This window comes from Nonomuraea aurantiaca (assembly GCF_020215705.1).
Taxonomy (GTDB): Bacteria; Actinomycetota; Actinomycetes; order Streptosporangiales; family Streptosporangiaceae; genus Nonomuraea; species Nonomuraea aurantiaca.
Genome location: NZ_JAIWNB010000013.1, coordinates 139302 through 157129, shown reverse-complemented (window position 1 = coordinate 157129; position 17828 = coordinate 139302). Strand labels below are relative to the sequence as shown.

General features: G+C 70.6%; 17 protein-coding genes. 7 read left to right on the top strand and 10 right to left on the bottom strand.

What is annotated here, in order from left to right; translation table 11 throughout:
• Positions 1–67 precede the first annotated feature (67 nt).
• Complete coding sequence (locus LDL49_RS29200) at positions 68–484, top strand: DUF1989 domain-containing protein (RefSeq protein WP_225295461.1); 417 nt, start codon at positions 68–70, stop codon at positions 482–484.
• Positions 481–1596, top strand: coding sequence for an oxidoreductase (locus tag LDL49_RS29195; RefSeq protein WP_225295458.1), 1116 nt, complete (start codon positions 481–483; stop codon positions 1594–1596). The genes LDL49_RS29200 and LDL49_RS29195 overlap by 4 nt, the downstream gene beginning before the upstream one ends.
• Positions 1597–1618: 22 nt before the next feature.
• Here the strand turns inward: LDL49_RS29195 and LDL49_RS29190 are convergent, their stop codons facing one another.
• From LDL49_RS29190 to LDL49_RS29170, 5 genes are read right to left on the bottom strand one after another with little or no spacing between them, the layout of a single operon-like run.
• Positions 1619–3178 (bottom strand): PucR family transcriptional regulator, encoded by a 1560-nt coding sequence (locus LDL49_RS29190; protein ID WP_225295455.1) that lies wholly within the window; start codon positions 3176–3178, stop codon positions 1619–1621.
• A 59-nt stretch (positions 3179–3237) separates the two neighbouring features.
• Positions 3238–3819, bottom strand: coding sequence for a GTP-binding protein (locus LDL49_RS29185; protein ID WP_225295453.1), 582 nt, complete (start codon positions 3817–3819; stop codon positions 3238–3240).
• Complete coding sequence (locus tag LDL49_RS29180; protein ID WP_225295452.1) at positions 3800–4150, bottom strand: DUF742 domain-containing protein; 351 nt, start codon at positions 4148–4150, stop codon at positions 3800–3802. The genes LDL49_RS29185 and LDL49_RS29180 overlap by 20 nt, the downstream gene beginning before the upstream one ends.
• Positions 4147–4572, bottom strand: a complete 426-nt coding sequence (locus LDL49_RS29175; protein WP_214640319.1) for a roadblock/LC7 domain-containing protein — start codon at positions 4570–4572, stop codon at positions 4147–4149. Before LDL49_RS29175 ends, LDL49_RS29180 begins: the two co-directional genes overlap by 4 nt.
• Complete coding sequence (locus LDL49_RS29170; RefSeq protein ID WP_225295450.1) at positions 4565–7186, bottom strand: sensor histidine kinase; 2622 nt, start codon at positions 7184–7186, stop codon at positions 4565–4567. The genes LDL49_RS29175 and LDL49_RS29170 overlap by 8 nt, the downstream gene beginning before the upstream one ends.
• Before the next feature lie 383 nt (positions 7187–7569).
• Between LDL49_RS29170 and LDL49_RS29165 the strand changes: the two genes are divergently transcribed.
• Positions 7570–9171 (top strand): carboxylesterase/lipase family protein, encoded by a 1602-nt coding sequence (locus LDL49_RS29165; RefSeq protein WP_225295449.1) that lies wholly within the window; start codon positions 7570–7572, stop codon positions 9169–9171.
• Positions 9172–9321: 150 nt separating this feature from the next.
• Here LDL49_RS29165 and LDL49_RS29160 read toward each other — a convergent pair whose 3' ends face one another.
• Positions 9322–10158, bottom strand: a complete 837-nt coding sequence (locus tag LDL49_RS29160) for an SDR family oxidoreductase (protein ID WP_225295447.1) — start codon at positions 10156–10158, stop codon at positions 9322–9324.
• A 69-nt stretch (positions 10159–10227) separates the two neighbouring features.
• Between LDL49_RS29160 and LDL49_RS29155 the strand changes: the two genes are divergently transcribed.
• Positions 10228–10599 (top strand): winged helix-turn-helix transcriptional regulator, encoded by a 372-nt coding sequence (locus LDL49_RS29155; RefSeq protein ID WP_225295445.1) that lies wholly within the window; start codon positions 10228–10230, stop codon positions 10597–10599.
• Between the two features lie 86 nt (positions 10600–10685).
• On the opposite strand, the gene LDL49_RS29150 is transcribed toward LDL49_RS29155, so the two are convergent.
• From LDL49_RS29150 to LDL49_RS29140, 3 genes are all read right to left on the bottom strand, one after another.
• Positions 10686–11285, bottom strand: coding sequence for a hypothetical protein (locus LDL49_RS29150; RefSeq protein ID WP_225295443.1), 600 nt, complete (start codon positions 11283–11285; stop codon positions 10686–10688).
• On the bottom strand, positions 11282–12463 hold the full coding sequence (locus LDL49_RS29145; protein ID WP_225295441.1) for a PASTA domain-containing protein: 1182 nt from the start codon (positions 12461–12463) through the stop codon (positions 11282–11284). The genes LDL49_RS29150 and LDL49_RS29145 overlap by 4 nt, the downstream gene beginning before the upstream one ends.
• A 197-nt stretch (positions 12464–12660) precedes the next feature.
• Positions 12661–12999, bottom strand: coding sequence for a hypothetical protein (locus LDL49_RS29140; protein ID WP_225295439.1), 339 nt, complete (start codon positions 12997–12999; stop codon positions 12661–12663).
• Between the two features lie 224 nt (positions 13000–13223).
• Here LDL49_RS29140 and LDL49_RS29135 point away from each other — a divergent pair, with 224 nt between their 5' ends.
• The 3 genes from LDL49_RS29135 (at position 13224) to LDL49_RS29125 (ending at position 17078) form a co-directional block, all read left to right on the top strand.
• Positions 13224–13871, top strand: coding sequence for a TetR/AcrR family transcriptional regulator (locus LDL49_RS29135; protein WP_225295437.1), 648 nt, complete (start codon positions 13224–13226; stop codon positions 13869–13871).
• Between the two features lie 183 nt (positions 13872–14054).
• A complete protein-coding gene (locus tag LDL49_RS29130; RefSeq protein ID WP_225295436.1) occupies positions 14055–16172 on the top strand; it encodes a PQQ-dependent sugar dehydrogenase in 2118 nt (705 codons plus the stop codon).
• A gap of 9 nt (positions 16173–16181) precedes the next feature.
• A complete protein-coding gene (locus LDL49_RS29125) occupies positions 16182–17078 on the top strand; it encodes a sugar phosphate isomerase/epimerase family protein (RefSeq protein WP_225295434.1) in 897 nt (298 codons plus the stop codon).
• 12 nt (positions 17079–17090) lie between these two features.
• On the opposite strand, the gene LDL49_RS29120 is transcribed toward LDL49_RS29125, so the two are convergent.
• Positions 17091–17603, bottom strand: a complete 513-nt coding sequence (locus tag LDL49_RS29120) for an MFS transporter (protein ID WP_225295432.1) — start codon at positions 17601–17603, stop codon at positions 17091–17093.
• Positions 17604–17828 lie beyond the last annotated feature (225 nt).

The window sequence follows — 17828 nt, the reverse complement described above, 5'->3', positions numbered from 1 at the left end:
TCAAAATGGCGCGATGCGGTAGCAATCTCCATGGTCAGGCGCCCGTCCTGGCTGCTTGGCTGTCGGCATGCGAGTCATCGTGCCCGCCGGCGAAGGGCGGGCGGTCAAGGTCAGTACCGGTCAGCGCGTGCGCGTCACCGACCTCGACGGAGGTCAGGTCGGTGACGCGTTCGCGTTCGCCGCGGCGGACGTGAACGAGCACCTCAGCGCGTCGCACACGCGGGCCGCCACCAGTCGCCTGTTCCCGCTGGTCGGCGAGCAATTCGTCACCGAACCGCGCCGGCCCATCCTCACCCTGGTCACCAGGTCCTGCGGGCACGCCGAAAGCACGAACACGCAGTCCATCGCCGCCTCGAACGTGATCGCGTCACCCGGGCGACTGACCGCGCTCAGCCAGCTCAGCCGGCCGTCGCCCGGAATCAACGGGCACCGGCCGACGCCGCTGGCGATCGACCTGATCACACAAGGAGAGAGCGAACGATGAACGATGTCCAGCACCCCGCCCTGCGACCGGAACGCGTCGGCGAGCTCAGCCTCGCCAACCGGCTGGCGGTCTCGCCCATGACCAGGGTGTCCGCTGCCGCCGACGGCACGCCGACAGGCGAGATGGCCGACTATTACCGGACGTTCGCCGAGGGTGGCTTCTCCCTCGTCGTGACCGAGGGAACCTACACCGACACCTGGCACAGCCAGGGGTACATCAACCAGCCGGGCATCGTCACCGACGGCCACGAGGCCGCCTGGGAGGAGATCGCCAGGCAGGTGCACGACGCGGGAGCGTCGATGATCCTCCAGCTCATGCACGCGGGCGCGCTGTCGCAGGGCAACCGCTACCGCGACGAGACGGTGGCGCCGTCGGCCGTCCAGCCACGCGGGGAGATGATGCCCGAGTACGGCGGGCGCGGCTCATGGCCGACACCTCGCGCGATGAGCCAGGAGGACATCGACCGCGCGGTGGCCGGTTTCGTGGCCTCGGCCGTCCGCGCCCGGCGAGCGGGTTTCGACGGGGTCGAGGTACACGGCGCCAACGGCTACCTCGTGGACCAGTTCCTGACGGACTACACCAACGAGCGCGACGATCACTACGGCGGCCCGGTCGCCCATCGGGTACGGCTGGCGGCCGACATCGTCTCCGCCATCCGCGCGGAGCTCGGCCCGCACTTCTGCGTGGGGATCCGCCTGTCACAGGGCAAGGTCAACGACTTCACGCACAGATGGGCGGGCGGCTCCAGGGACGCGGAGACCATCTTCGCCGCGCTCGCCGCAGCGGGCGCGAGCTACCTGCACATCGCCAGCGAAGGGCGGGACTGGGTGGAGACGGCGACCCTGGACGGAGGGATGACGATCACCGGCCTCGCCCGGAAGGTGACGGGGCTGCCCGTGCTGGCCAACGGCGGCATGCACGACCTCGACCAGGCAGCCATGCTGCTGGAGGACGGCCACGCGGACGTGCTGACCTTGGGCCGGGGCGCGCTCGCCAACCCCGACTTCCCCCGGCGCCTGGCCCAGGGGCTGCCCATGGCGGCCTTCGACCACCAGATGCTCCAGCCGATGGCGACGCTGAGCAACGCCCACCGGTGGCGGCAGACGGCTTGAGGTCAATCCAGGCCGATGTAGCTCAGTCCATCGCGTCGATGGTCAGCGCCAGGAACAGATCCACCCGATCCTCGGTGCGTCCCACGTCTCTGCCGGTGAGCTCGGTGATCTTGGCCAGCCGGTTGCGGAGCGTGTTGACGTGGACGTGCAACGCGCCGGCCGTCGCCGCCCACTGCCCATCGTGATCGAGGTAGGTCCGTAGCGTCAGCTCGAGCTCACCGCCGCGCCGCGCGTCATGGTCCTTCATCGGCCCGAGGAGCTCGCCGGCGAACTCGTGCAGAGTCTCCACGTCGAGCGAGCCGAGGAGCAGCCGGTGCGTACCCAAATCGGCGAAGGCCCGTACGGAAGGCCCCGTGCGGGTCCGCCGCAGCACGCGGCAGGTCTCCCTGGACTGCAGGAGCCGGGGTCGCAGCTCCGCCGAGCTGGCGGCGAGCCCGCCCAGGCCCGCGACCGGGCGCAGGCCGGAGAAGCGCCGTTCGACGTCGTGGAGCAGGCGCTGGGCGAGCAGCGGCAGCTCACGCTCGGGGTGGCGCCAGGTCAGTACGGCGACGACGTCCTGCGTGCCGTCGGCGACGACGACCGGCACCCCTTCAGCCGCGAAGAACTCCCCGATCACCTCGGCGAGCCCGTGCATCGTCGCGGTCTCGCCGAGCGCGAACGCCACGGCGCAGACGGCCAGCGGACCGCCCGGATCCACGCCGAAGGCGCGCAGGCGGCCAGGGACCTCGGCGGCGCGTCGGCCTCCTGAAAGGATCATCTCCAGGAGCTCGCTGGCGAAGCGCATCTCGATCGCCTGGACCGCCTGCTGTTTCGCGACCTCCAGGCTGAGGAACCGGGCCGTCTGCTCCAGCGCCTCCCGCTCGTTCGCCGCGAGCTCACGCAAGGGGCGCAGGCAGATGAGAGCCGCGTCGATGTCGCCGACGGCGCCCACCGGGAACAGCGCCGCGCGTCCCGCGTCCCCCAGATCCACCTCCAGGGCCGGAGGTCTCTTGGCCAATCCCGTGGCCACGGCGTGCAGTTGGTCCGCTCGGAGATCGGCGCCGGCCATCGCGAGCGGCCGCGCCATCCTGTCGACCACCGCGAGCGGCAGGTCATGCTCGCGCCGCAGGACGTCGAGCACGCCGGAGGCGCCGGCTCCCCGGGAGATCGCCGTGGCCAGGGCGTCCCCCCGGCGCACCATGCCGACCAGCGCCTGCTTGCGTTCGTCGGTCAGCATGTCGGCCACGGCCTGCGAAACCGCCGTGAACGGCACCGCGATGGAGATCTCCAGCAGTGGCAGCTCCCCTTCGCGGCAGGCGTCGACGAGCTCCGGGGGAGTGACGGGCGTCTCGGCCCGCAGGCCGAACACGATGCCGCCGGCCTTGGCCTTCATGACGTTCCGCACGAAGTGCTCCGGCGGCACCTGGCCGATCCACAGGCCGTTCGTCAGTACGAGCTCGCCTTCGCGTACGTAGTGCGATGGGTCGGGCAGCTCGGTGTTGTGCACCCAGGTGACCGGCTCGTCCAGCGCGCCCGGCCGTCCCGGCGCCAGCACCCGCAGTTCGAGTGAGGCGCGATCCACCAGGGCTTGCAGCGTGAACACGGTGTAACTATAGACAGCCGTCGGCCACTTCCATGGAGCTTCCTCTGATGGGGGGGTCGTCAGGCCCCTTCCACCGCGTACGTGACCAGCGTCGTGAGCACTTCCTTGACCGACTCGCGTTCGCGTACGTCGCACAGCACCACCGGAGTGGTCTCGGCCAGGCCGAGCGCCCGCCGTACCTTGGCCGGGTCGTAGCGTTTGGCCCCGTCGAAGCAGTTCACGGCGACCAGGAACGGGATGCCGCGCTGCTCGAAGTAGTCCACCGCCGGGAAGCAGTCCTGCAGGCGGCGGGTGTCGGTGAGCACGACGGCGCCGAGCGCGCCGACCGACAGCTCATCCCACATGAACCAGAACCGGTCCTGGCCGGGGGTGCCGAACAGGTACAGCCACAGGCCGTCGCGGATGGTGATCCGGCCGAAGTCCAGCGCGACAGTGGTGGTGACCTTGGCGTCCACGCCGGAGGTGTCGTCCACCCCGATGCCCCGCTCGCTCAGGAGCTCCTCGGTGTGCAGCGGCCGGATCTCGCTGATGGTGCCGACCATGGTCGTCTTGCCGACGCCGAAGCCGCCCGCGACGAGGATCTTGATGGCCAAGGCCGAGGCGACCGCGGTCGCCCCCGGCTCAGAGGCTGCGTAGTCCATGCAGCACTTCCCTGTAGATGCGTTCGTCGATCGTCTGCGCCGCGGGGCGCGGACGCTCGATGGTGACAAGACCCTCGCGGCGCAGGTCGCCCAGGATCACCCGCGTGATGTTGAGCGGCAGCTTGAGATGGGCCGCGACATCCGCCACCGGTGTGGGCCTGCGGCACACCGACAGCACGGTGCGATGCTCCGGGATCAGGTCCGCGAGCTCGTGGGAACCGCCGACCGTGGTGACGATGGCCACCAGGTCGAACGTCTCGCCACGCGGTCGCGCCCTGCCGCCGGTCAGCCCGAAGAGCCGGATCAGCGGCCCGGGATCCTCCCCGGTCACGGTCTGGCGCCGTTCCAGGCGGGTGCCGGTGCCGCTCCCCTCGGCTGGGAGGAGAGGTGCTCCCCGACGCGCTTGACCATGAGCGCCATCTCGTAGGTGACCATGCCCAGCTCGGCGTCACCCGAGGCGAGCACGGCCAGCCGGGCGCCCTGGCCCGCCGCGGTGACGAACAGGAAGCCACCCTCCAGCTCGATGATCGTCTGTCGTACGCCGCCCAGACCGAAGTGCCGTCCCGCGCCCATGGCGAGGCTGTGGCTGCCGGCGGAGATGGCGGACAGGTGCTCGGAGTCCTCCCGCGTCAGCTCCCGGGACCCGCCCATGGCCAGCCCGTCGGCGGACAGCACGATGGCGTGCCGGATGCCGGGGACCCGCTGGGTGAGGTCGTCGAGGAGCCAGCTCAGTTCACTTCTGGGGTCAGGCATCGGGTTGGTCGTCCTTTCGGTTCCACACGTCGTGTTCCTGCTCCGTCTGGTGGCGACCCTGCTGCCAGCCACGTTGCATGGACGACATGATCTGTGCGAGCTCCTCCGGCGAGCGCACCGAGACGGCGCTGCGGTCCGTGCGCCGCGCGGCGCGCAGCTGAGGAGCCATGTTGGCTTGGGGTACGCGCATGGGCAACCCGTCGAGGTCCTCGTCGGCCTCCTGGGCGGGCACCGTGCGGCTCCACTCTACGGATGGACCGGGGGACCCGGCGCCCCCTGGCCTCGAAATCGGTCCGGTACTCGGCTCGGCGACGGCCTCGCTCCCCAGCCCGTTCGCCGCTCCGTTCCCAAGCCCGTTCCCCAGCCCGTTCACCGGGCCGGGTGCCGGCCTCGGTACGGGACCGGCCTCGAACCAGGTCGCGCGCTCGGGCTCCGGTGCGCGGACGGGCGCGTCCGGCGTGCCGCCCGGGTCAGCCGCGTTCCCGTGGTCACCGGCGTGGTCACCGGGGTTGCCGGGGACCTCTCGGCCGTTCACGGCCTCCGCCGCGCGGGCGGAGAAGGCATCCGAGGCGAGGGGGGAGAAGGGCTCCGGAGAGAAGGGCTCCGGGGACAGGGACACCACGCGGGGCCGGGCCTCGGCGGGCGCGGTGCCGATCGCGCGCATGGGCCTGGGCGCGCGCCCGCCGTGGCCCACCGGGTGCGCGGCGGCGACGGCCAGGGCCTCGGCGTTGGCGAGCAGGGCCGTGGGGAGCAGCAGGATCGCGGTGGTCCCGTCGTACGGCGAGCGGCGCAGCATGATCTTGATGTTGTGCCGGGCCGCGAGCCTGGACACCACGAACAGGCCGAGCCGGTCGCTGTCGGCCAGGTCGAACTCCGGCGGGTTGACCAGCCGGGCGTTGAGCTCGTCGAGGGTGTCCTGGTTCATCCCCAGGCCCCGGTCCTCCACCTCGAGCGCGAAGCCGTTGGCCGCGGTCATGCTGCGGACGTGCACGGTCGTGTCGGGCGGGGAGAAGACGGCGGCGTTCTCCACCAGCTCGGCGATCAGGTGGATCACGTCGGTGACCGCGGCGCCGACCAGCAGCGGGGAGTCCGGCATCGGCGCGACGGTGACGCGGGTGTAGTCCTCGACCTCCAGCACCGCCGCGCGTACGACGTCGTACAGCGGCACGGGGTCGCGCCAGCGGCGGGCGGGGGCGGAGTCGGACAGGATGATGAGGTTCTCCGCGTGCCGCCGCATGCGGGTCGTCAGGTGGTCGAGCTTGAAGAGGTCTTCCAGGACCTCCGGGTCGTCGACCCGGCGCTCCATGGTGTCGAGCAGCGCGAGCTGGCGATGGAGCAGCGCCTGGTTGCGCCAGGCCAGGTTGAGGAAGACCTGGGCGACGCCCTTGCGCAGCGTCGCCTGGCCCACCGCGGCCTCGACGGCGGTGCGGCGTACGGCGGAGAACGCGTTCACCACGCGATCGACCTCGGCGGTGTGGGCCGGGTCGAGGCCGGGGGCCTCCGTGGCCGGGTCGACGTCGTCGCCGCGGCGCAGCCGCTCGACCAGCCGGGGCAGCCGCTCTTCGGCGAGTTCGACCGCGGACGCCTGAAGGCGTCGGAGCTCGGCGATCAGGGACTGGCCGAACCGGTACGAAAGGGCCACCGACGCGACCACCGCGGCCAGTCCCAGGATCAGGACCAGCCAGATCCGCCAGTACGCCCCGGTCTTCTGGTCCTCGGCCTCCACCGAGGAGCGGCCCAGCTCCGCGTGCGTGTCGAGGTTGATGGCGCTGAGGAGGGTCTCGGCGTCGGCCTTCCACTCGTCGGGGTCCACCGGCGGCGATCCGTTGGTGTCCCACCCGAACAGCCGGTCCTCCACCGCCAGCAGCCGCTTGTACGGGGCACTGGCGACCAGCTTGTCGTAGTTCGCCCGCAGGGCGGGGCCCGCGTCGCGTTCGGCGTTGGCGAAGACGAGCCGGCGGCTGGTCATCGCGGAGACGAACGAGGCACGGTCCGTGGGGGTCATCTTGTGGTGCACGATCGTGCTGGTGAGCACGGCGTGCTCCTGGCCCAGGTATTCGGCGGTGGCGCTGTAGGCCGCCATGCCGCGCACGGCGCGGTAGGACGAGAGGCTGCTCAACGCGTCGGAGTCGGTGAACTGCCGGTTGGCGATGCTGATCAGGTTGCTGTACGCGTTGATGATCTTCAGCGGCGGGGACAGCGCGCCATCGTCCGCGCGCTCGCGCAGTGACTGGAGGCCGTCGAGTGCCCGCACCAGCTCCCGCACCTCGGCCGGGGTGTCGTCCTCCGACCCCTCGCCGGCGGAGCCGATGGATCCGATGGCCTCGCGCAGCCGCGCGGCCTTGCCATCGGTGATCGGCCGCTGCTCGGCCAGCAGCGCGTACGTGCCGGTGCTGCGTGGCGCCGCCGCCGAAAGCTGGCGCTCCTGCTGTAGTTCGATGATCAGTTCCAGCACCGGCGACCCGATGGCGTCCCATCGGTCCTGCGTCTGGGAGACCGCGGCGATCTCATCCGCGCTGGAGTAGGCGATGAATCCCCATAAGGCGACCATCGAGACCAGCGGAAGCAGCAGGATCCTCAGCAGTTTGGTGCGGATCGGCGGAGGCGAGCTCATCCATCGTGTCCAATTCCGCGCGTAGTGGTGCGCCGCTAGGCAGTCGTGAACTGGTAGCGGCCCCCCAGGATGCCCGCCACGACTGATACGCCTGTGGTGCGTCCACTATGCCGATGGGGCAGATGTACTTCAAGCTCCAGATGTGAAGATTCGTGCACAATGGTGGGTTGACTCTTTGTCAGCACACGGTTCGTGATCGTGACGGTTGGCGTCTGACGCACAGTGACGAGCGTCGGCACCGTGGTGGCCCGGATCGCCGTCTGGATCGGGGATCGGGGTAAAAGCCTTCCATTCAACGGGAGAGCGCTATCCGATAGATCGGACCAGAGCTATGTTTCAGGCGCATGATTCCCTCCGCGGCCCGTCCCGAAGGAGTTGCGTACATGCCGGAAACTCTCGCTCCGACGCCGAAAAGGAAATCGAGCCGTCGCGTTTTCGCGCTGCTGACCGCCGTCGTCACCCTTCTCTTAGGAATCCCCGCGACCCCCGCACTCGCCGGCGCGGCCCGCCCGGTGGTGCGGGCGGAGACCGGCCTGCTCAGAGGCGCCGTGGCCGATCGCGTGGACCGGTTCCTGGCCGTCCCGTACGCGGAGCCCCCGGTCGGCGACCTGCGCTGGAGAGCGCCCCGCCCGGCCCGCGCGTGGACGGGCGTTCGCGACGCCGCCGAGTGGGGCAACCGCTGTCCCGCCGCGGCCAGCAGCAACGGACCGCGCTCCGAGACCGAGGACTGCCTGTACCTCAACGTGTTCAGGCCCGCCGGCGTCAAGGCCGGGCAGCGGCTGCCCGTGCTGTTCTGGATCCACGGCGGCGGCCTGGTCAACGGCTCCGGCAACCAGCACGACGGCAGCCTGATCGCCCGCCTGGAGAACGTCGTGGTGGTGAGCATCAACTACCGCCTGGGCGTGTTCGGCTTCCTGGCCCACCCGGCGCTCACCCGCGAGGCCGGGCAGTCCGGCAACTACGGGTTCCTCGACCAGCAGGCGGCGCTGCGCTGGGTGCAGCGCAACATCGGCGCTTTCGGCGGCGACCCCCGGCAGGTCACCATCGACGGGGAGTCGGCCGGCGGGTTCTCCGTCTGCGGCCACCTCACCGCCCCCGGATCGAGCGGGCTCTTCAAGCGCGCGATCATCCAGAGCGGCTCCTGCGTCAGCCAGCCCGTCAGCCAGGGGGAGCAGTCCGGCACGTCCATCGCTGGCCGGCTCGGCTGCGCCGACGACGCGACCGCCGTCGCCTGCCTGCGCGCGCTGTCCCCGGCACGGCTCGTCGACGGGCCGCAGTTCAGCTCGTTCGTGCACGGCGGCCCGGTGCTGCCGGAGGCTCCCGATGACGCTGTCCGTGCGGGTCACTTCCAGCGCGTGCCCCTGATCGTTGGCTCCACCCGCGACGAGGGCCGCACGTTCGCGCAGGGCAATCTGGACTGGACCCGAGAGCAGTACGAGAACTTCGTCCGGTCCCTGTTCGGCGGCAACGCCGACGCCATCCTGGCCCGGTATCCCTGGCCGGCGACGACGGACCGATTCACCGGCGCGTACCTGTCGGCGGCGATCTTCACCGACTCGGGGTACATCGCCGGTCTGGGCGGCTGCCCGACGCTCCGGTTCATCAAGGACCTGTCCGCCTACACCCGCGTGTTCGCCTACCGGTTCGACCACCGTACGGGGCCGGGCCTCACCCCCGAGCCGGTCGGGTACGAGTGGGGCGCCGGGCACGCCGCCGAGCTGGCCTACCTGTGGCCGAGCTTCGACAACGGCACGCCGATCGCGCCCACCTTCGACGCGGCCGAGCGCCGGCTGGCGGCGGACATGGTGCACTACTGGGGCTCGTTCACCCGGCTCGCCCGGCCGCAGGCGCCGTTCGCGTCGCCGTGGCCGGACTACAACCGCACCTCGCGCGTCATGTCGCTGCGCGCGGGCGGACGGTCGGTGATGGTCCCGGCCAGTGAGATGGCCACCGAGCACAACTGCGACCTGTGGGACGCGCTCTGATCTTTCGCCCGTCGGACCAGGGCGGAGACAGGACGGCGAAAGTGCCGCGGCGACCGAGCCGATGATCCGGTCCTGAGGGCCGCCCCGATCGTACGGGCGGCCCTTGGCGGGGTGGCGCGGCGGCTCGTCAGCAGATCTGAGAGACAGCTCCTAGCCGAGCAGGGAGCGGACATACTCGCCGACCGGCTGGGTCGGCCGGCCGCTGAGCTCGCTCAGCGTGCCGGGGGTGTCGGCGAGCCAGCCACGGGAGATGTTGACGTCCACATCGGCCATGAGCGCCGCGAACGGAGCCGGAAGACCGGCGCCGGCCAGGACGCCCGCGTACTCGTCCTTCGGCAGGTTCTGGTAGGCGACCTCGTTGCCGGTGACCTTGGAGATCTCGGCGGCCAGGTCGGCGAGCGTCCAGGCGGTGTCGCCGCCGAGCTCGTAGACCTTGCCCTCGTGGCCCTCTCCGGCCAGCACGGCGGCCGTGGCGGCGGCGTAGTCCGCGCGCGAGGCGGAGGCGATCCGGCCGTCGCCGGCGGCGCCGTAAACCGCGCCGAGCTGGGGAGCGGTCGTGATCGCCTGCTCGTAGTTCTCGTGGTACCAGTTGTTGCGCAAGAGCGTGTACGTCACGCCGGACGCCTTGATGTGGTCCTCGGTCGCCTTGTGGTCGGCGGCGAGGCCGGCCTCGGTGGTGTCGGCCTTGGGCGCGCTGGTGTAGGTGAGCGTGGCTCCGGCCTCCTTGGCCGCGTCGACGACCGCCGAGTGCTGCTGGAGCCGGTTGGCCTCGATGCCGGAGATGAGCAGCACCTTGGTGGCGCCCGCGAAGGCGCTCTTGAGGGTCTCGGGCCGGTCATAGGAGGCTTCGCGGACCTCGACGCCGAGATCCGCGGCCTTCTCCGGGGTACGCGCGGCCGCGACGATCTGCTCGGCGGGGATCCGCTTCTTGAGCTCCTCGACCACCAGTCGGCCCAGGTGCCCGCTGGCTCCGGTTACCACGATCATGATTTCTCCCTCTCAGTACGAACTAGCGGTTAGTACTTTCTATCGGAAAGCACTGTTAAGCTAGCACGCATGGAGGAGTTCGAGAACCTGGTGGCCGACGTCTTCTCGCGCAAGTGCACCTCCCGCACGGTGCTGGAGACGATCACCGGCCGCTGGGCGATCCTGGCGCTGGTGGCTCTCTACGAGGGGCCCTACCGCTTCAACGCGCTGCGCCGCCGCGTCGACGGGGTGAGCGAGAAGATGCTGTCCCAGACCCTCCAGACCCTGGAACGCGACGGCATGGTGCTGCGCGTGGCCGAGCACACGATTCCGCCCCGGGTCGAATACAGCCTCACCTCGCTGGGTCGCGAGGCCGCCGAGCGACTGATCCCCCTCATCGCCTGGCTGGAGGACCGGATGCCCGACGTCGTGACCGCCCGCGAGGGCTACCAGGGCCGTTAGAGACGCGCCGGCACGTCAGCTGGCCCTCCGCGCGGGCACGTCAGCCGGCCGTCATCTGGCACGTCGGCCGGCCGTGAGCCAGCACGTCAGCTTGCCGTCCGTGCCTCCGGCAGCAGGGCGAAGCCCGTCCCGAAATCGCGGTTGATCGGCAACGTGACCACCACGAACTCCTTCCTGGCCACCTCGACGCCCTGGATCTTGCAGGCGATGGCGGCCGTGCAGTCGCCCCCGGTCAGGCCCATCAGCCGGCCGCCGCGGACCCTGGCCTGCACCATCGTGAGATGCAGAATGAGGTCTACGCCGAAGGTCACCCGGCCCACCGGCCGGCCGTTGACCTGTACCTCGACATAGGGCTCGTGGTGGGAGACGACCTCATGCTCGGCCAGCGGCACGACCTGTCCCGTACCCGGGTTGTCCAAGGTCCTGCGGGCTGCGGCGCGCAGGCCGCGGTACTTCGCCCAGCCGCCCAGCAGCACCGACCCTACGTCGATGCCGCCGAGCAGATCGGCGCCCGCATCCGCGGCCCTGCGCGCCAGCTCGCCGGGCGGCGCCTGGACCTGCCGGGTGATCTCATCGAGCACCCGGCGGGCGTCCACGGCCCGCGCCAGCTCCTGGGCCGCCTGTTTCGGGTCGGCGTAGAGCAGCAGGTCGGCGGTGCTGGGCTGGGTGATTAAGGTAACGGTCACCGTAGGATCTCCCTGATCTCCTGCCGGCCCTGGTCGTGGTGGCAGACGAAGTCGAGGCTGAGCGAGGGCGCGAACTCGCGGATATGCAAGCTCGGCGAGAGGTCGGCGTACGGGACGCAGACCACGGAGGGCGTCGCGGACGTCCGCCGGCCGCGGCGGGCACGGCGCAGCGCCCAGACCACTACGGCCGCCGCCAGGAGCGCGGCGACCAGCAAGCCGGGCAGCGGCGTGCCCGACGAGCCGGCCTTCTCCGGGTCGATGTCGCTGACCTGCGGCGACTCGTCGGTATCGGTGGGGGTGACGTCCGGGCTCGCGGGGTCGGTCGGTGTGGGTCCCGGTGTCAGCGTGACGGTGACGGAGCTGCCGCGGTCGACGATGCTGCCGGCGGCCGGATCCTGCTCACTCACGCGGCCCGAGTCCCCGCTGCCGACGACGAGGGTGAGCCCCTGTCCCTGGAGCCGCCTCCTCGCCGCGCTCGCGCTGAGCCCGTCCAGGTCGGGGACCTCGACGCGGTCGTCAGGCGTTGGGGACGTCGGCGCGGGGGGACGCAGGGTCAGTGTCACGGTGCTGCCGTGCGGCACCTGCGTGCCGGCGGCGGGATCCTGGGTGTCCACCACGGCCGTCCCGTCTCCCTCGGCCACCGACGGGACGAGTCCCTTGTCGCGGATCTTCTTCTCCGCCACGTCCTGCTGGTCGCCCACGACGTCCGGGACCTCCACGGTCGGCGCCTGGAGGTCGATGGTGACGGTGGAGCCGCAGTTCGCGAGCTCCTCGCTGGTGGGGGTCTGGTCGGTGACCGTCCAGTCGCCCGCCGCGTCGGACGGCGTGGACTCCGTGTCGAAGCCGCCCTGGGCCAGCGCGGCGACCGCGCTGTCCCGGGTCATCCCCATGACGTTCGGCACCGGCCCCGGGTGGGTGCCGTCATGCGTCTCGCTGTTCCATTCGGACAGCGTCGGGCAGGACGGTTCGGCCGTCGGCCCCGCCACCTCCGTTGCCCCGGCCGTCGGCTCCGCCGCCCTCGCCGCTCCTGCCCTCAGCGCCCCCGCTGCCCCGGATGTCGTCGGCGCTGTTCCCCCCGCCGCCCCGGCCGTCGCCGGGCTCAGCCCGATCACGCACGCGGCCATCAGCGCCATCATGCTCGCCGCAAATACGTAGGCCACCAGGCCGTACCGGCGCATCGCCACCTCCCCGGCATCAGGGTTCTGACGCTAGGCGCGCAACCCGGCCGGGTCATGAGTAGGCCTCTACTCAACTCGCGTGGTGGCTTGAACGGGTGTCTACTCAAGCCGCGTGGCCGGCTTGGAGCAGGCCGCTACTCAGCTCGCGTGGCGGCCTCCCCGCAGGGCCGCCGGAGTGAAAGGGCCGCAGGAGGGGGTCAGCCCGCGGAAGGCTCCTTGGCGTGCGCGGGGACGGCGGTGCGCGTCGTCCCGGCGGAGGCGGCCGGGCGTCGGCCGGGGATGAAGGACATGATCACCAGGGCGATGAGGGCCATGCCGGCGCCGAGGGCCAGGACGACGCGGAAGCCGTTCTGGGAGGGCACGGTCACGGGGCCGAGGGACATGTTCAGCTGGGCCAGGATGGCGCCCGAGACGGCGCTGGAGATCTGCATGAGCGCGACCACGATCCCGGCGAAGGCCAGCACCACCACGACGGCATTGGTCCGCGGCGGGCCGGGCGGCTCGGCCTCGAAGGGCTGAGCTTTTGCATGGCGCATGGAAAGGTCTCCGTCCGAGCGGCCGGACATGAGATCCGGCCACAACTTAAATCAACTGTTTGACTTAAATTAGCAGGGCCGGTTGACTGGCCGCGTACCGAGGGCCGAATTCGAGGAGGACGGACGGTGAGCCAGAGCCTGCACGGTCACGACCGAGGGGCTGCGCCGGGTCGAGGGACTGGTCGTCGGCGGACTGAGCGAGCTTCCGGTACGGTGGTGACCTGATGGAGAGGACCGCCCGGGCCGAACGCGTGAGCGCGACGCGAGAGCAGATCCTGACGGCGGCGGAGCGGCTGTTCGCCGAGCACGGGGTCTTCGCCGTGTCCAACCGCCAGGTCAGCGAGGCCGCCGGACAGGGCAACACGGCGGCGGTCGGCTACCACTTCGGCACCAAGGCGGATCTCGTACGCGCCATCGTGCGCAAGCACACCGAGCCGATGGAGCGGCTGCGCCTGCGCATGCTGGCCGAGACGGCCGGCTCCACGGACGCGCGAGATTGGGTTGGCTGCCTGTTGCGCCCGATCACCGAGCACCTGGGTGCTTTGGGGAACCCCACCTGGTTCGCCCGGTTCAGCGCGCAGGTGATGACCGACCCCGCACTGCGCGAGATCATGATCGAGGAGACGATCAGCTCGCCGTCCCTGGGCCAGGCGATCGACGGGCTCAACCGGTGTCTTCCCGACCTGCCGCTGGAGGTACGCCTCGAACGCGGCGACATGGCGCGTCAGCTGATGGTGCACATGATCGCCGAGCGCGAGCGCGCACTCGCCGAAGGCATCCCCACACCCCGGTCCAGCTGGCACGACGCCGCGACCGGGCTGATCGACGCGATCGTCGGTCTGTGGCTGGCGCCGGTCACCCCCCGCTCGTAACCGCTGACCGTTCAGGCAGGGCGTTCTCGCCTGAACGGTCCAGCGGCGCGCGGTACTTAGTCCGATCTGAAGCGAAAGCTGTTTGATCGTGCGTAATTAGGCCCTCCTCTATCGGCGTAAGCCGGGTTACATTCACGTTAATTTGCCCTCTCTTATCCCCCTGAGCAGACCGAAGGGAGAGGCATGAGAACGAGAACCGCAATCGCCGCCCTGACCGCTGCGGCGATCCTCATGCCGGCCGCCGCCAACGCCACCGGGACCGTCAGCACGAACGCCGGCGGGACCGTCGCGGCTCCGCCGCCCGACGACCAGTTCCAGAAGGTGACGCTGAACGACGATCCGGGCGAGCCCATGGACCTGGCGGTGTTACCGGATTCGCGGGTCCTGCACACCACCCGGCCCGGGGTGGTGTGGTTGCACGATCCGAAGACCGGTCTCAACACGCAGGCCGCCAAGCTCGACGTCTACCGGCACGACGAGGAGGGCTTGCAGAGCATCGCCCTCAGCCCCGGCTTCGGCAAGGGCTCCAAGGCGGACGACTGGGTCTACCTCTACTACTCCCCGCCGCTCAACACCCCCATCGACGACCCGGCGACGCCGGACTTCAACGAGGGCGACGCCCCGGTCACCGGCACACCGGCGGACTTCGCGCCGTTCAACGGGCTGATCCGGCTGTCCCGCTTCCGCTTCACCGGCGCCACGATCGACCTCCGTACCGAGCAGCGCATCCTCGACGTGCCGGTGAACCGCGGCATCTGCTGCCACGTCGGCGGGGACATCGTCTTCGACGGCGACGGCAACCTCTACCTGTCCACCGGCGACGACACGAACCCCTTCTCCTCCGACGGCTACAACCCCATCGACGAGCGGCCCGACCGCAACCCCGCGTTCGACGCCCAGCGCAGCGCCGGCAACACCAACGACCTGCGCGGCAAGGTCCTGCGCATCAAGGTCCGCGCCGACGGGTCCTACACGATTCCGCGCGGCAACCTCTTCCCGCCCGGCACGGCGCGCACCCGGCCGGAGATCTACGCGATGGGCCTGCGCAATCCCTTCCGCATCGAGGTCAACCGGTCCACGGGCGAGCTCTACGTCGCCGACTACTCGCCCGACGCGCGGGAGGCCGATCCCCAGCGCGGCCCGGCGGGGACCGGCAAATGGACGGTGATCCGCAAGGCCGGCAACTACGGCTGGCCGTACTGCGCGACGGCGCGGCTCCCGTACGTCGACTACGACTTCGCGACCGGCACGTCAGGCGCGGCGTTCGACTGCGCGGCGCCGGTCAACGAGTCGCCGCACAACACCGGCCTGCGCGCGCTGCCCCCGGTGACGCAGCCGAACGTGTGGTACTCCTACGGGGTTTCACCGGAGTTCCCTCAGTTAGGCACCGGCGGCATCGGGCCGATGGCCGGTCCGGCCTACCACTTCGACCCGCGTAACACGCGCGGCCGGAACGCCGTGGGGTGGCCGAAGTACTTCGACGGCGTTCCGCTCTTCTACGAGTGGACCCGCGACTACGTCAAGGCGTTCCACCGTGACGGGCGGATCGAGGACGTGCTGCCCTCGTTCGTCTTCGACAACCCGATGGACATGGAGTTCGGCCCCGATGGCGCGCTCTACGTGCTCGAATACGGCGACGGCTACTTCCAGGAGAACCCGGACGCCCAGCTCTCGCGCTACGACTACATCGGCTGGACCGGCAACCACACGCCCGTCCCGGCCGCCGCGGCCACGCCGACCGACGGCCACGCGCCCCTGACCGTCCGCTTCACCAGCGCCGGTACGACCGACCCCGACGGCGACAGGCTCCGCTACGCCTGGGACTTCGACGCCGACGGCAAGGTCGACTCCCGCAGCCCCGAGGCGTCGTACACCTACCAGAAGAACGGTCTCTACAACGCCACGCTCAGGGTCACCGACACCGCCGGCATGTCCGCGGCGACGTCGGTGCGGATCGTGGTCGGCAACGCCGCGCCGGTCGTGGAGCTGGTCCGGCCCGCCGAAGGGCAGGCTTTCCACTTCGGCGACGTCGTCGAGTTCGAGGTGCGGGTCACCGACGACCAGCCGGTGGACTGCGCCAAGGTGACCGTGGACTACATCCTCGGCCACGACGACCACGGACACCCGCAGACCACGGCCCGCGGCTGCACGGGCTCCATCCAGACCACCTTGCCGAGCGGACACGATCCGGAGACCGACCACCTCACCGGCGTCTTCGTGGCCGGCTACACCGACCCCGGCGGCACCGACCTGCCTCCGCTGACCGCCAGCGACCAGGTCGTCCTCCAGCCCACACGTTAGGAGTCACCCATGTGCTACGGCTATGGCCCCAGCAGGCGCTCCCTGCTCGCCGCGGGCCTCGGACTCGGGGCGGCCGCCCTGGCCGCCGCCTCCCCCGCCGCCGCGGCGACGCCGCCGCACCACTCCGGCGGGGAGCGCATCCCGCCGAACCAGATCAGCATCCAGCTCTGGACGGTACGCGACGACCTCGCCCAGAACTACGACGCCACGCTCACCTACCTGGCCGAGACCGGCTACCCGAAGGTCGAGCTGGCGCTCGGCTACTTCGGTCGTACGGCCCAGCAGCTCCGCCAGTTCCTCGACGGGATCGGCATCCGGGCCAGCTCCAGCCACGACGGCCTCACCACCGACGCGGCCGGTCTCGACACGAAGATCGCCAACGCGCTGACCCTCGGCCAGTCCTTCATGGTCGTGCCCTACCTGAACTCCACCAGCGAGGACGAGTGGAAGGCGTGGGCCGAGCGCATGAACGTCGAGGCACGGGCCGCCCGCTCGGCCGGGCTGCGCTACGGCTACCACAACCACGCCCACGAGTTCACCACCGACCTCGGCGGCGGCAAGACCCCCTGGGACGTGCTCACCGCCGAGCTCGATCCGCACCTGGTCCATCTGGAGATCGACCTGTATTGGGTGGTCACCGGCGGAGTCGGGCGCGGCGCCGCCGACCCGGTGCGCTTCGCGCTCGACGTCATTCGCAAGGCGCCGCAGCGGGTGCTGCAGTTCCACGTCAAGGATCGCGCACCCGACGGCGACATGGCCGACCTCGGCACCGGGACCATCGACTTCCGGCGCATCTTCGACAAGCACCGCGTCGTGGAGTACATCGTGGAGAACGACACGCCCGATGTGACTCCCCGGCATACCGCCGAGGTCGGCTATCGCTACCTGCGGAAGGTGCGGTTCTAGGGCGCCTGGGGATCAGGCGGCGATCTCGGTCAGTGAGCGGTCGCGGGTGCGGACGCCGAGGCGGATGATGCCGACGGCGATCACCAGCAGGGCCACCAGGACGAACGACGCCGGCCGCGCGCCGAAGCCGGTCAGGATGGGCAGCACCACGAAGGGGGTGACCGCACCGCCCAGATGACCGACTCCGTCCGCGATGGCCGACGCCGTTCCCCGTGCCCGGGTGGGGAACACCTCCGCGGTGTAGGTGTAGGCGGGGGTCGCCATGAAGGCGATGCCGAACGAGCTGAACAGGGCGCCGACGGTGGCCACCGCCTCGCCCATGTCCAGGGTGATGAGCAGCAGGGAGGCCGCGAAGACCAGCGTGCCGATGATGACCATGGTGCGGCGTTCCATCCGCTCCACCAGCAGGACGGCCGCGACGGTGGAGACCAGCGGCATGGCCCGGGTGAGCACGCTGACCAGGACCGCGTCGGAGGTCGAGATGCCGATGCCCTCCAGGATGAGCGGCAGGTAGCTGGCTTCCATGAGCAGGGAGTCTGCGGCGGGCCCTCGCCGCACGTCAACCACCATGTTGCCGATCGGGACGCGTAGTACGTTGCCGATTCGGACGTTTTCAGACCGGAAACCGGATGGCATCCTCACGGTTGTAGGAAACCTGTTCGCAACAATCCTGGCGAGCGATCCTGAACCGCTCGAAAGCCCGGCGCGTGGCCATGAACCGCCGCTCAGGGGCCGGGATCCCTCCGCCGC